The sequence below is a fragment of the Streptomyces sp. NBC_01429 genome, from assembly GCF_036231945.1.
Lineage (GTDB): Bacteria > Actinomycetota > Actinomycetes > Streptomycetales > Streptomycetaceae > Streptomyces.
The window spans coordinates 6322401-6335628 of record NZ_CP109599.1 but is presented as its reverse complement, the minus strand read 5'-3'; the positions used below and the strand labels follow the sequence as shown (position 1 = coordinate 6335628).

Here is a 13228-nt window from a genome sequence, read left to right as displayed (position 1 = left end):
CGCTTGATCGGCTCGCGATCGCGGTCACGGTCCCGGTCGTCCCGACGGTCGTAGCCGCCGCTCCGGCTGTCGTCCCGGCCCCGGTAGCCGCCACCGCTCGGGCGGCCGCCGCGGTCCCGGTCACGGTCGTCACGGCGTCCGTAACCGCCAGCGCCGCCGCCACTGCCGGTGGGACGGCCTCCGGTGGGACGTCCTCCCCTGCGGTCGTCGTCACGTCGGGGGGCGCTGCCACCACGGTCGTCGCGACGGAAGCCACCGCCGCTGGAGGAGGGCCGGTCATCACGACGGTCATCACGACGGTCGTCACGGCGGAAACCACCGCTGGAGGAGGGCCGGTCATCACGACGCGGGCCGCTGGGACGGTCGTCACGGCGGAACGACGGACGGTCGTCACGCCGGTCATCACGACGCGGGCCGCTGGAACGGTCGTCACGACTGGGACGGTCGTCACGACGGAACCCGCCGCCGGTCGGACGGTCATCGCGACGGAAGCCACCACCAGCGGGACGGTCATCACGACGCGGGCCGCTGGGGCGATCGTCACGCCGGGGGGCGCTGCCACCACGGTCGTCACGGCGGAAGCCACCGCCACTGGAGGAGGGCCGGTCATCACGACGGTCATCACGACGCGGACCACCGGTCGGACGGTCATCACGACGGAACCCACCACCGGTCGGACGGTCGTCACGACGGAACCCGCCGCCGGTCGGACGGTCATCGCGACGGAAGCCACCACCAGTGGGACGGTCGTCCCGACGCGGAGCACCACTGCCCGAACGCTCGTCACGTCGCGGCCCGTCGCTGCGGGGACGGTCATCACGACGCCCGTACCCACCACTGGCGGAGCCGCCACCGGACGGCCGGCCACCACGGTCGTCACGACGCGGAGCACCGCCGGAACGGTCGTCGCGACGGAAGCCACCACCGGAAGAGGGCCGGTCATCACGACGGTCGTCGCGACGCGGACCACTGGGACGGTCATCACGCGCACCGCGGAACCCGCCACCGCGATTGTCATCACGTCGCGGTCCGCGATCGCGATCGTCACGGCCTCCGCGGAAGCCGCCCCGGTCGCCGCTGTCACCGCGGCGCGGGTCGCGCTCGGGACGGTCGTCGGAGGAGTTGGGGGACATCGGTGGGGCTCCTGTCTTCGGGTACCGCAGTCATTCTCGCGCAGTCGGGCTTCCGGTGCGCTTCGAGCAAAAGAGGGGGTACAAAACGCGGGGACAAAACAAAAAAGACCCGTGGTCCAGCGTGAACGCTGGACCACGGGTCCATGAAAGATTGTTCGGCGGCGTCCTACTCTCCCACAGGGTCCCCCCTGCAGTACCATCGGCGCTGTGAGGCTTAGCTTCCGGGTTCGGAATGTAACCGGGCGTTTCCCTCACGCTATGACCACCGAAACCCTATCGGGCCATCCCAAAAAAATGGGATATCGGCACTTAGCGAACAAGCACGCTCTTCAATTAGAAAACATACTGGTTCAACCGGTGCGACTGTTCGCAACCCGGGAACCACACAGTGGACGCGAGCAACTGAGGACAAGCCCTCGGCCTATTAGTACCAGTCAGCTCCAACCGTTACCGGTCTTCCACATCTGGCCTATCAACCCAGTCGTCTACTGGGAGCCTTAACCCCTCTAGGAGGTGGGAGTCCTCATCTCGAAGCAGGCTTCCCGCTTAGATGCTTTCAGCGGTTATCCTTTCCGAACGTAGCCAACCAGCCATGCCCTTGGCAGAACAACTGGCACACCAGAGGTTCGTCCGTCCCGGTCCTCTCGTACTAGGGACAGCCCTTCTCAAGACTCCTGCGCGCGCAGCGGATAGGGACCGAACTGTCTCACGACGTTCTAAACCCAGCTCGCGTACCGCTTTAATGGGCGAACAGCCCAACCCTTGGGACCGACTCCAGCCCCAGGATGCGACGAGCCGACATCGAGGTGCCAAACCATCCCGTCGATATGGACTCTTGGGGAAGATCAGCCTGTTATCCCCGGGGTACCTTTTATCCGTTGAGCGACGGCGCTTCCACAAGCCACCGCCGGATCACTAGTCCCGACTTTCGTCCCTGCTCGACCCGTCGGTCTCACAGTCAAGCTCCCTTGTGCACTTACACTCAACACCTGATTACCAACCAGGCTGAGGGAACCTTTGGGCGCCTCCGTTACTCTTTAGGAGGCAACCGCCCCAGTTAAACTACCCATCAGACACTGTCCCTGATCCGGATCACGGACCCAGGTTAGACATCCAGCACGACCAGAGTGGTATTTCAACGACGACTCCACCTGAACTGGCGTCCAAGCTTCAAAGTCTCCCACCTATCCTACACAAGCCGAACCGAACACCAATATCAAACTATAGTAAAGGTCCCGGGGTCTTTCCGTCCTGCTGCGCGAAACGAGCATCTTTACTCGTAGTGCAATTTCACCGGGCCTATGGTTGAGACAGTCGAGAAGTCGTTACGCCATTCGTGCAGGTCGGAACTTACCCGACAAGGAATTTCGCTACCTTAGGATGGTTATAGTTACCACCGCCGTTTACTGGCGCTTAAGTTCTCAGCTTCGCCAACCCGAAGATTGACTAACCGGTCCCCTTAACGTTCCAGCACCGGGCAGGCGTCAGTCCGTATACATCGCCTTACGGCTTCGCACGGACCTGTGTTTTTAGTAAACAGTCGCTTCTCGCTGGTCTCTGCGGCCACCCCAAGCTCAGGAAGTAAATTCCATCACCTAGAATGGCCCCCCTTCTCCCGAAGTTACGGGGGCATTTTGCCGAGTTCCTTAACCATAGTTCACCCGAACGCCTCGGTATTCTCTACCTGACCACCTGAGTCGGTTTAGGGTACGGGCCGCCATGAAACTCGCTAGAGGCTTTTCTCGACAGCATAGGATCATCCACTTCACCACAATCGGCTCGGCATCAGGTCTCAGGCTTGTGCTGTCCGGATTTACCTGGACAACGCCCTACACCCTTACCCCGGGACAACCACCGCCCGGGCTGGACTACCTTCCTGCGTCACCCCATCGCTTACCTACTACCACCTTGGATCAGCGGCTCCACCACTCCCCTTTGCCCGAAGGCTCCAGGACGGCTTCACGGCCTTAGCATTAATGGATTCGATACTGGGCGTTTCAAAGCGGGTACCGGAATATCAACCGGTTGTCCATCGACTACGCCTGTCGGCCTCGCCTTAGGTCCCGACTTACCCTGGGCAGATCAGCTTGACCCAGGAACCCTTAGTCAATCGGCGCACACGTTTCCCACGTGTGTATCGCTACTCATGCCTGCATTCTCACTCGTGAACCGTCCACAACTAGCTTCCGCTGCTGCTTCACCCGGCACACGACGCTCCCCTACCCATCACAGTCCCCGTTGGGGGTATGTACTGCAATGACACGACTTCGGCGGTACGCTTGAGCCCCGCTACATTGTCGGCGCGGAATCACTTGACCAGTGAGCTATTACGCACTCTTTCAAGGATGGCTGCTTCTAAGCCAACCTCCTGGTTGTCTCTGCGACTCCACATCCTTTCCCACTTAGCGTACGCTTAGGGGCCTTAGTCGATGCTCTGGGCTGTTTCCCTCTCGACCATGGAGCTTATCCCCCACAGTCTCACTGCCGCGCTCTCACTTACCGGCATTCGGAGTTTGGCTAAGGTCAGTAACCCGGTAGGGCCCATCGCCTATCCAGTGCTCTACCTCCGGCAAGAAACACACGACGCTGCACCTAAATGCATTTCGGGGAGAACCAGCTATCACGGAGTTTGATTGGCCTTTCACCCCTAACCACAGGTCATCCCCCAGGTTTTCAACCCTGGTGGGTTCGGTCCTCCACGAAGTCTTACCTCCGCTTCAACCTGCCCATGGCTAGATCACTCCGCTTCGGGTCTTGAGCGCGCTACTAAATCGCCCTATTCGGACTCGCTTTCGCTACGGCTTCCCCACACGGGTTAACCTCGCAACACACCGCAAACTCGCAGGCTCATTCTTCAAAAGGCACGCAGTCACGACTGTATGTGCAAGCACATACAGCGACGCTCCCACGGCTTGTAGGCACACGGTTTCAGGTACTATTTCACTCCGCTCCCGCGGTACTTTTCACCATTCCCTCACGGTACTATCCGCTATCGGTCACCAGGGAATATTTAGGCTTAGCGGGTGGTCCCGCCAGATTCACACGGGATTTCTCGGGCCCCGTGCTACTTGGGTGGTTCTCAAACGAGCCGTACAGATTTCAGCTACGGGGGTCTTACCCTCTACGCCGGACCTTTCGCATGTCCTTCGCCTATCCATACGGTTTCTGACTCGCCGACCGGCCGGCAGACCGATCAAAAGAACTCCCACAACCCCGTATACGCAACCCCTGCCGGGTATCACACGCATACGGTTTGGCCTCATCCGGTTTCGCTCGCCACTACTCCCGGAATCACGGTTGTTTTCTCTTCCTGAGGGTACTGAGATGTTTCACTTCCCCTCGTTCCCTCCACACTGCCTATGTGTTCAGCAGCGGGTGACAGCCCATGACGACTGCCGGGTTTCCCCATTCGGACACCCCCGGATCAAAGCTCGGTTGACAGCTCCCCGGGGCCTATCGCGGCCTCCCACGTCCTTCATCGGTTCCTGGTACCAAGGCATCCACCGTGCGCCCTTAAAAACTTGGCCACAGATGCTCGCGTCCACTGTGCAGTTCTCAAACAACGACCAGCCACCCATCACCCCCACCAGAAGTGGAGTTCACCGGGGCCGGTATCGCAGAAGGGCGAGCAGCGCTCGCACCCTCAGATACCCAACAGCGCGCCCGGCACGATTCTCCTATCCTTACGTTCCACGCCGAAGCAGTACTTGTAAGTCCCGGACAACCGTGCCGAATAGTCAACGTTCCACCCATGAGCAACCAGCATCAGACATTCGCCGATGTACTGGCCTCTGACCAGGCAGAGCCTGGTAAGAAGTGCTCCTTAGAAAGGAGGTGATCCAGCCGCACCTTCCGGTACGGCTACCTTGTTACGACTTCGTCCCAATCGCCAGTCCCACCTTCGACAGCTCCCTCCCACAAGGGGTTGGGCCACCGGCTTCGGGTGTTACCGACTTTCGTGACGTGACGGGCGGTGTGTACAAGGCCCGGGAACGTATTCACCGCAGCAATGCTGATCTGCGATTACTAGCAACTCCGACTTCATGGGGTCGAGTTGCAGACCCCAATCCGAACTGAGACCGGCTTTTTGAGATTCGCTCCGCCTCGCGGCATCGCAGCTCATTGTACCGGCCATTGTAGCACGTGTGCAGCCCAAGACATAAGGGGCATGATGACTTGACGTCGTCCCCACCTTCCTCCGAGTTGACCCCGGCAGTCTCCTGTGAGTCCCCATCACCCCGAAAGGCATGCTGGCAACACAGAACAAGGGTTGCGCTCGTTGCGGGACTTAACCCAACATCTCACGACACGAGCTGACGACAGCCATGCACCACCTGTACACCGACCACAAGGGGGCGACCATCTCTGGCCGTTTCCGGTGTATGTCAAGCCTTGGTAAGGTTCTTCGCGTTGCGTCGAATTAAGCCACATGCTCCGCTGCTTGTGCGGGCCCCCGTCAATTCCTTTGAGTTTTAGCCTTGCGGCCGTACTCCCCAGGCGGGGAACTTAATGCGTTAGCTGCGGCACCGACGACGTGGAATGTCGCCAACACCTAGTTCCCAACGTTTACGGCGTGGACTACCAGGGTATCTAATCCTGTTCGCTCCCCACGCTTTCGCTCCTCAGCGTCAGTAATGGCCCAGAGATCCGCCTTCGCCACCGGTGTTCCTCCTGATATCTGCGCATTTCACCGCTACACCAGGAATTCCGATCTCCCCTACCACACTCTAGCCTGCCCGTATCGAATGCAGACCCGGGGTTAAGCCCCGGGCTTTCACATCCGACGTGACAAGCCGCCTACGAGCTCTTTACGCCCAATAATTCCGGACAACGCTCGCACCCTACGTATTACCGCGGCTGCTGGCACGTAGTTAGCCGGTGCTTCTTCTGCAGGTACCGTCACTTGCGCTTCTTCCCTGCTGAAAGAGGTTTACAACCCGAAGGCCGTCATCCCTCACGCGGCGTCGCTGCATCAGGCTTTCGCCCATTGTGCAATATTCCCCACTGCTGCCTCCCGTAGGAGTCTGGGCCGTGTCTCAGTCCCAGTGTGGCCGGTCGCCCTCTCAGGCCGGCTACCCGTCGTCGCCTTGGTAGGCCATCACCCCACCAACAAGCTGATAGGCCGCGGGCTCATCCTTCACCGCCGGAGCTTTCAACCCTCCCCCATGCGGAGGAAAGTATTATCCGGTATTAGACCCCGTTTCCAGGGCTTGTCCCAGAGTGAAGGGCAGATTGCCCACGTGTTACTCACCCGTTCGCCACTAATCCACCCCGAAAGGCTTCATCGTTCGACTTGCATGTGTTAAGCACGCCGCCAGCGTTCGTCCTGAGCCAGGATCAAACTCTCCGTGAATGTTTACCCGTAATCGGGTCGACACGCACGAGAGCCGGAACCACCGGTCGGAATAAGACCAGTGGTTCACAGCGTCCTCGCTGTGTTTTTTCTTCAAAGGAACCTCAACCCACCGAATAATTCGGTAGGTCGGGGTATCAACATATCTGGCGTTGACTTTTGGCACGCTGTTGAGTTCTCAAGGAACGGACGCTTCCTTTGTACTCACCTACGGACACTGTCCGAGGCTTTCCTCCGGGCGCTTCCCTTCGGTGTTTCTTTGTTTTGTTTCCGTCTTGCGTTTCCGACTCTATCAGACTCTCTCGGCGGTGTTTCGCTTCCAGAATTCCGATGGCCTTTGGATTGGCCTTTTGCCTTTCGGCTCCGCCTCTCGACGTGTTCACTACTTTAACCGAATCCCCGCCCGGCTCATAATCGAGTCGGTGGGTCCGAATTTCGGCATGCCGAAATCCACACCCGTCAGGGGCTACAGCTGGATAGTGGATGGCCGCTCCGGAAGCTGCTGAACAGCAGTGCTCCGTTGAAAGCGGCTCGGACTACATTAGGTGGCCGGTGGAACCGAGTCAAGTTCGTCGGCGCCGCGGAGCGTGGGCCCGATAGGGGCTCACGGACGGGTCGCCGTCGATCCAGAAACGCCATGGGTGGAGGGTCGCGTCGCCGCCCGCTCCGGAGACTCCCGTGCGCGGACCACTGCGGACCTGGTGTTTGGGGGCGGGGGTGCCGGTGAGAACGGACAGCGGGCTTTCGGGGCCGGCGCAGACGTCGGTGCCGTCCAGAGCGCGGTCGACATCGAGGGCGGTGGCCAGGCGGGCCGGGCCTTTGGCGAGTTCTCTGTCGTACCGGGCCGAAAGGCGACGTTTGCGGGCCTGCTCGGCGCCTACCCGGATCTCGCCTCCCCTGAGCAGCACACCGCTCGCGGCGCCCTCCGGGCCGCACACCAGGTTGAGGCAGTGCCACATCCCGTAGGTGAAGTAGACGTACGCGTGTCCGCCCGGACCGAACATCACCGCGTTCCGGGCCGTGCGGCCCCGGTACGCGTGCGAGCCCGGGTCGACCTCGCCCGCGTACGCCTCCACCTCGGTGAGCCGGAGTTCGACGGGCCCGTCGTCCGTGTTCCTCAGCAGCGTTCGGCCGAGGAGATCGGGGGCGACCTCCAGCACCGGCCGGTCGAAGAACTCCCTTGGCAGCGGCAGGCGGTCGGGCGTCTCGGTCATGACGTACGAGCGTACTCGGGAACCGGTTACGGTCATGGCGCGTATGTAGAGGTCAGGACCGCGTGGGACCTCGATAACGGGACCCCGAGAAGGAAGAAGTGGACACATGGGCTTCAAGAAGCTGCTCGCGAGCCTCGGTGCCGGTGGGGCGACCGTCGAGACGGAGCTGACCGAGCCGAACGTGGTGCCGGGTGGGGTCGTCCAGGGAGAGGTACGGCTCCAGGGCGGTTCGGTGAACCAGCAGATCCAGGGGCTCTCGGTCGGCCTCCAGGCGCGGGTCGAGGTGGAGAGCGGCGACCAGGAGGTCAAGCAGGACATCCAGTTCGCCAAGGAGCACGTCGGCGGCGCCTTCGAGGTGGAGGCCGGGGCGACGCATGTGGTCCCGTTCGGTCTGGAGATCCCCTGGGAGACCCCGATCACCATCATCGAGGGCCAGCAGCTGCGCGGGATGAACATCGGGGTGACCACCGATCTGGACATCGCGCGCGCGGTGGACAACAGCGACCTGGATCCCCTGCATGTCCACCCGCTGCCGGCCCAGCAGGCGATCCTGGACGCCTTCACCCATCTCGGGTTCCGTTTCAAGAGCGCGGACATGGAGCGGGGGCACATCCACGGCACCCGTCAGCGGCTGCCGTTCTACCAGGAGATCGAGTTCTTCGCGCCGCAGCAGTACCGGGGGCTCAACCAGGTCGAGCTGACCTTCATCGCGGACGACCGCGAGATGGACGTGATCCTGGAGATGGACAAGAAGCCCGGTCTGTTCACCGAGGGCAGCGACTCGTTCCGGGCGTTCCAGGTGGGTCTCGGCGACTTCCAGGGCACCGACTGGCCCGCCTATCTCAACCAGTGGCTCGCCGAGGTCGGTGGCCGTCGCAACTGGTTCTAGGCGGAAGATCTAGGCTCGGGTGTGGGCCGTAGGCCGTAGGGCTGTAAGGCCGTAAGCAGTACCAGCCGATTTTCGGAGGTTCGGACGTGACCGAGGCGACGAGGGCTCCGCTCCCTCATGACTTCCATCCCCAGGTGCCGTCGTTCACCGTGGTGAGCGACGACGTCGCGCCCGGGGCCGTACTGAAGGACGCCCAGGTGCAGGCGGCGGGCAACACGTCGCCGCAGCTGCGCTGGGAGGGGTTTCCTCCGGAGACCAAGAGCTTTGCCGTGACGTGCTTCGATCCGGACGCGCCCACCGGCAGCGGGTTCTGGCACTGGGTGGTCTTCGACATCCCGGCGTCCGTGACGGAGCTTCCGGTGGGCGCGGGTACGGGTTCCTTCGAGGGGCTGCCGGGAAGTGCGGTGCAGGCGCGCAACGACTACGGGTCGAAGGACTTCGGCGGTGCCGCTCCGCCGCCCGGCGATCCGGCGCACCGCTATGTGTTCACCGTCTACGCGGTGGACAGTGAGCGGCTCGGTCCCGACAGCGACGCGTCGCCGGCCGTCGTCGGTTTCAATCTGCGGTTCCACACACTGGCGCGCGCTCAGCTCGTCGGGGAGTACGCGGCCCCCGCCGGAGGCTGACCGTTTGCTTTTTGTTTGCCCTGCCCTGGTCTTGGAGAGATCAGGGCAGGGCATTTTTATTGTGTTGTCCCTCTCGGCGCGCCCGGCCAGAGTTGATCCAAGCCCGATGCCTTGTCGATGGGGCGGGGCCGGTGAACACGGGAGGTGGACAGGATGCGGGACACGCTGGTGCTGAATGCGAGCTTCGAGCCGCTGTCGACGGTGACGCTCAACCGCGCGGTGGTGCTGGTGCTTCAGGACAAGGCCGTCGTCGAGCAGGCCCATCCCGCGCTGCGTGTGCGTGCCGCCGCTGTGGAGCTTCCGGTGCCCCGGGTGATCAGGCTCTGCCGTTTCGTCCGGGTGCCTTTCCGAAGACAGGCGCCGTGGTCGAGACGGGGGGTGCTGATACGGGACCAGCACCGGTGCGCGTACTGCGGCAGGCGCGCGACGACGGTGGACCATGTGGTGCCGCGCTCCCGGGGTGGCGGGGACAACTGGCTGAATACGGTCGCCTCTTGTGCCGAGGACAACCACCGCAAGGCCGACCGTACGCCGGAGCAGGCAGGGATGCCGCTGCTGCACCAGCCGTTCGTGCCCTCCCCCGCCGAGGCGATGCTGCTCGCGCTGCGGGCGGGCGAGCGGTCCGATCTGCCGCACTGGCTGACCGGGGAGCCCGCCGGAGGCATCGGCTCCGTACTGCCCGCGGCATAGCGGACGGTTCGGGTCCTGTTCGGTACGGGTCCGGTCCGGCCCGCCCGGGCCCGGTCCGCTCAGCCGTATCTGCGGATGAGCAGTTGCACGATGGCGACGACACCGACCAGGACGACGATCGCGCGCAGTGCCGTCGGTGGCAGCCGGCGCCCGACCTTGGCGCCGATCTGCCCGCCGAGCGCCGAGCCCACGGCGATGAGGACGACAGCCGTCCAGTCGAACTCGGCGACGAAGAGGAAGAAGAGGGCCGCGACGCCGTTGACGACGGCGGCGAGGACGTTCTTCACCGCGTTGAGGCGTTGCAGGGTGTCGTCGAGGAGCATGCCCATCAGGGAGAGATAGATGATCCCTTGGGCCGCCGTGAAGTAGCCGCCGTAGACGCTGGCGAGCAGCAGTCCGGTGAACAGGAGCGGGCCGCCGTCGGGGCGGGCGACGGTGCCGGTGCGTTCGCGGCGGGCCTGGACGGCCGCCGCCAGCCGGGGCTGGAGGATCACCAGGACCAGGGCGAGGGTGACCAGGACGGGCACGATCGTCTCGAAGGCCGTCGAGGGCAGGAGCAGCAGCAGGGTCGCGCCGCAGAGTCCGCCGACGAGCGCGGCGCCGCTGAGGCGCAGGATGCGGCGGCCCTGGCCTGCGAGTTCGGCGCGGTAGCCGATGGCGCCACTGACGGAGCCCGGTATCAGTCCGAGGGCGTTGGAGACGGTGGCGGTGACCGGGGGGAGGCCCGTCGCCAGTAGGACGGGGAAGGTGATCAGCGTGCCGGAGCCGACGATGGTGTTGATCGTCCCGGCGCTGATACCCGCCACGAAGACGGCGAGCATCTCCCAGATGGTCACGGTGTGTTGCCCTTCGGTGATCGGTGCCGGTTGCACCGATCATGCCCGAAGGAGCGGCTGAATCGGACGAGCGGGGTCGGTCCGGGGCCGGCGGGGATACCGGAAAACGGGGATCAGTCGAGCGGCGGGGTCTGCCTGCGTTCCTTGCCGCTGGTGTTGAAGCCGGGCATGCCGCCGCCGAGGTTGTCGAAGGCTCCGCTGAGTCCCTTGAGGGCGTCGCCGATCTCGCTGGGCACGATCCAGAGCTTGTTGGCGTCGCCTTCGGCGATCTTGGGGAGCATCTGGAGGTACTGGTAGGCGAGGAGCTTCTGGTCCGGGTCGCCCGCGTGGATGGACTCGAAGACCGTGCGGATGGCCTGGGCCTCGCCCTCGGCGCGCAGGGCGGCGGCCTTGGCGTCACCTTCGGCGCGCAGGATAGAGGACTGCTTCTCACCCTCGGCGGTGAGGATCTGCGACTGGCGGATGCCTTCCGCGGTGAGGATCGCGGCGCGCTTGTCACGGTCGGCGCGCATCTGCTTCTCCATCGAGTCCTGGATGGAGGTGGGCGGTTCGATCGCCTTCAGCTCGACGCGGTTGACGCGGATGCCCCACTTGCCGGTGGCCTCGTCGAGGACGCCGCGCAGGGCCGCGTTGATCTCCTCGCGGGAGGTGAGGGTCCGCTCCAGGTCCATGCCACCGATGATGTTGCGCAGGGTGGTGACGGTGAGCTGCTCGATGGCCTGAATGTAGCTGGCGACTTCGTAGGTCGCGGCCCTGGCGTCGGTCACCTGGTAGTAGATGACGGTGTCGATGTTGACCACCAGGTTGTCCTGGGTGATCACCGGCTGGGGCGGGAACGGGACGACCTGTTCACGGAGGTCGATGCGGTTACGGATCGAGTCGATGAACGGGACCACGATGTTCAGACCCGCGTTGAGCGTGCGGGTGTAGCGGCCGAACCGCTCCACGATGGCGGCGCTCGCCTGGGGGATGACCTGAATGGTCTTGACCAGGGCGATGAATACAAGCACCACCAGGATGACCAGGACGATGATGATTGATGGCATCGCGTTCCTCGGGCCCTTCGCTGCCGGATGTTCTGATGATCGAGTTTCTCAGACGTTGGGCCAACGTGGTGACCGTTCGGCCGGGTTGGCTCACATCACGACGGCTGTCGCACCGTCGATCTCGACGACGTCGACGTTCTGGCCGGGTTCGAACGAGCGGTCCTCGTCGTAACTGCGCGCCGACCAGACCTCGCCGGCGAGTTTGATCCGGCCTCCGGCGCGGTCCACCCGTTCCAGGACAACGGCCTGACGGCCTTTCAGCGCGTCGATGCCGGTGTTGGCGTCGGGGTTCGCGCTGCGCTGCCGGGCCGCGTAGGGCCGTACGACGGCGATGAGAGCGACCGACACCACGACGAACACCAGGACTTGGGCGACCACACCACCGCCCAGCGCCGCCGTGATCGCGGCGGCCACCGCTCCGGCGGAGAACATGCCGAACTCGGGCATCGCCGTGACGACCAGCGGAATACCCAGCCCGACGGCCCCGATCAGCCACCACACCCACGCGTCGATTTCCACATGTTCATGGTAGGGGCGACAGTCCCTCTCCCGACAGGGGTCATATCAGGTCAGCCGCAGAGCAGTTCGGCCGGGCGGGCGGCTCAGCCGAGCGGAAGTCCGTGCGCGGTCCAGCGTTCGCCGTTGCGCTCGACGAGGAGCGGGAGGCCGAAGCAGAGGGAGAGGTTGCGCGAGGTCAGTTCCGTCTCCATGGGGCCGGCGGCGAGCACCTTGCCCTGGCGGATCATGAGGACGTGCGTGAAGCCGGGGGCGATCTCCTCGACATGGTGGGTCACCATGATCATGGAGGGGGCGTACGGGTCGCGGGCGAGCCGGCCGAGCCGCCGTACGAGGTCCTCGCGGCCCCCGAGGTCGAGTCCGGCGGCGGGCTCGTCCAGGAGCAGCAGCTCGGGGTCGGTCATCATGGCGCGGGCGATGAGGGTGCGCTTGCGCTCGCCCTCGGAGAGCGTGCCGAACCTGCGGTCGAGGAACTCGGTCATGCCGAGGCGGTCGAGGAAGGCGCGGGCGCGCTGTTCGTCGACGGCGTCGTAGTCCTCGTTCCAGGTCGCGGTCATGCCGTAGGCGGCCGTCAGGACGGTCTGGAGGACGGTCTGGCGCTTGGGCAGCTTCTCGGACATGGCGATGCCGGCCATGCCGATGCGGGGGCGCAGGTCGAAGACGTCCACCTTGCCGAGCCGCTCACCGAGGATGGTGACGTCGCCGGTGGTCGGGAAGAGGTAGCTGGAGGCGAGGTTGAGCAGGGTGGTCTTGCCGGCGCCGTTGGGGCCGAGGATGACCCAGCGCTCCCCCTCCTTCACCGACCAGGAGACATCGTCCACCAGAGCGCGTCCGTCGCGGACCACGGATACGTCCACCAGCTCCAGTACATCGCTCATGAGCGCGTTGTCTCCCCATGCAATCGTCTTGAGGTTTCAGGTGCGCC

Annotated in this window: 8 protein-coding genes, 3 rRNA genes and 1 pseudogene; 3 read left to right on the top strand and 9 right to left on the bottom strand. The window is 63.8% G+C overall.

Translation table 11 applies throughout. The annotated features are described in order from the left end of the window. Window positions 1-26 precede the first annotated feature (26 nt). From OG627_RS27925 to OG627_RS27905, 5 genes and pseudogenes are all read right to left on the bottom strand, one after another. Window positions 27-779, bottom strand: a pseudogene (locus OG627_RS27925) (hypothetical protein); the annotation flags it as partial. Window positions 780-1286: 507 nt separating this feature from the next. Then, a 5S ribosomal RNA gene (rrf, locus tag OG627_RS27920) occupies window positions 1287-1403 on the bottom strand. 134 nt (window positions 1404-1537) lie between these two features. Then, window positions 1538-4660, bottom strand: a 23S ribosomal RNA gene (locus OG627_RS27915). Window positions 4661-4960: 300 nt separating this feature from the next. Beyond that, window positions 4961-6486, bottom strand: a 16S ribosomal RNA gene (locus OG627_RS27910). Together the 16S, 23S and 5S rRNA genes form the textbook arrangement of a ribosomal RNA operon. 563 nt (window positions 6487-7049) lie before the next feature. After that, window positions 7050-7700 carry a DNA-3-methyladenine glycosylase gene (locus OG627_RS27905; protein ID WP_329069687.1) on the bottom strand — a complete coding sequence of 217 codons (651 nt, stop codon included), beginning with the start codon at window positions 7698-7700 and terminating at the stop codon, window positions 7050-7052. Between the two features lie 106 nt (window positions 7701-7806). On the opposite strand from OG627_RS27905, the gene OG627_RS27900 reads away from it, so the two are divergent. The 3 genes from OG627_RS27900 (at window position 7807) to OG627_RS27890 (ending at window position 9905) form a co-directional block, all read left to right on the top strand. Continuing rightward, the gene (locus OG627_RS27900; RefSeq protein ID WP_329069685.1) at window positions 7807-8589 is read left to right on the top strand and encodes a sporulation protein; all 783 of its coding nucleotides are present in this window, start codon (window positions 7807-7809) and stop codon (window positions 8587-8589) included. Window positions 8590-8675: 86 nt separating this feature from the next. Then, window positions 8676-9215 carry a YbhB/YbcL family Raf kinase inhibitor-like protein gene (locus tag OG627_RS27895; RefSeq protein ID WP_329069683.1) on the top strand — a complete coding sequence of 180 codons (540 nt, stop codon included), beginning with the start codon at window positions 8676-8678 and terminating at the stop codon, window positions 9213-9215. 153 nt (window positions 9216-9368) lie between these two features. Then, window positions 9369-9905 carry an HNH endonuclease gene (locus OG627_RS27890; RefSeq protein WP_329069681.1) on the top strand — a complete coding sequence of 179 codons (537 nt, stop codon included), beginning with the start codon at window positions 9369-9371 and terminating at the stop codon, window positions 9903-9905. Window positions 9906-9964: 59 nt separating this feature from the next. On the opposite strand, the gene OG627_RS27885 is transcribed toward OG627_RS27890, so the two are convergent. The 4 genes from OG627_RS27885 to OG627_RS27870 form a co-directional block, all read right to left on the bottom strand. Continuing rightward, window positions 9965-10741, bottom strand: coding sequence for a sulfite exporter TauE/SafE family protein (locus tag OG627_RS27885; RefSeq protein ID WP_329069679.1), 777 nt, complete (start codon window positions 10739-10741; stop codon window positions 9965-9967). Window positions 10742-10854: 113 nt separating this feature from the next. Beyond that, on the bottom strand, window positions 10855-11787 hold the full coding sequence (locus tag OG627_RS27880; RefSeq protein WP_329069677.1) for an SPFH domain-containing protein: 933 nt from the start codon (window positions 11785-11787) through the stop codon (window positions 10855-10857). 90 nt (window positions 11788-11877) lie between these two features. Further along, complete coding sequence (locus OG627_RS27875; RefSeq protein WP_114622019.1) at window positions 11878-12306, bottom strand: NfeD family protein; 429 nt, start codon at window positions 12304-12306, stop codon at window positions 11878-11880. A gap of 83 nt (window positions 12307-12389) precedes the next feature. Continuing rightward, on the bottom strand, window positions 12390-13181 hold the full coding sequence (locus tag OG627_RS27870) for an ABC transporter ATP-binding protein (RefSeq protein ID WP_329069675.1): 792 nt from the start codon (window positions 13179-13181) through the stop codon (window positions 12390-12392). Window positions 13182-13228: the final 47 nt, after the last annotated feature.

What these genes read in the sequence shown, in the direction of transcription:
- OG627_RS27905 (WP_329069687.1), bottom strand. Translation starts at nt 7,700, where the DNA reads ATGACCGAGACGCCCGACCGCCTGCCGCTGCCAAGGGAGTTCTTCGAC.
- OG627_RS27900 (WP_329069685.1), top strand. Translation starts at nt 7,807, where the DNA reads ATGGGCTTCAAGAAGCTGCTCGCGAGCCTCGGTGCCGGTGGGGCGACC.
- OG627_RS27880 (WP_329069677.1), bottom strand. Translation starts at nt 11,787, where the DNA reads ATGCCATCAATCATCATCGTCCTGGTCATCCTGGTGGTGCTTGTATTC.
- OG627_RS27870 (WP_329069675.1), bottom strand. Translation starts at nt 13,181, where the DNA reads ATGAGCGATGTACTGGAGCTGGTGGACGTATCCGTGGTCCGCGACGGA.
- OG627_RS27890 (WP_329069681.1), top strand. Translation starts at nt 9,369, where the DNA reads ATGCGGGACACGCTGGTGCTGAATGCGAGCTTCGAGCCGCTGTCGACG.